This window comes from Frankia sp. AgPm24 (assembly GCF_023243055.1).
In the GTDB taxonomy this organism is placed as follows: domain Bacteria; phylum Actinomycetota; class Actinomycetes; order Frankiales; family Frankiaceae; genus Frankia; species Frankia umida.
In genome coordinates this window covers 1-288 of the sequence record NZ_JALKFW010000117.1, presented here as the reverse complement: position 1 = coordinate 288, position 288 = coordinate 1, and the positions used below count along the sequence as shown (strand labels likewise).

Genomic DNA, 288 nt, shown 5'->3' with positions numbered 1-288 from the left:
GCCCGCACCGCCAGATGCAACGCCACCAACGACGACGAACACGCCGTGTCCACCGTCACCGCCGGCCCCTCCAGACCGAAGGTGTAGGCCAGACGACCGGAGACGACGCTGCCCGCGGTACCGGTGCCCAGATAGCCCTCGAGATCCTCGGGAACGGTGGTGATCCGCGCCGCGTAGTCCTGCGACATGAGGCCGACGAACACCCCGGTCTGGCTGCCTCGCAACGTCCCCGGGTCGATCCCGGCCCGCTCGAACGCCTCCCACGACGTGGTCAGCAGCAGCCGCTGC

General features: G+C 70.1%; 1 protein-coding gene. It reads right to left on the bottom strand.

What is annotated here, in order from left to right; genetic code table 11:
- A partial coding sequence (locus MXD61_RS05910; RefSeq protein ID WP_285223166.1) for a beta-ketoacyl synthase N-terminal-like domain-containing protein occupies positions 1-288 on the bottom strand: 288 nt, incomplete at both ends.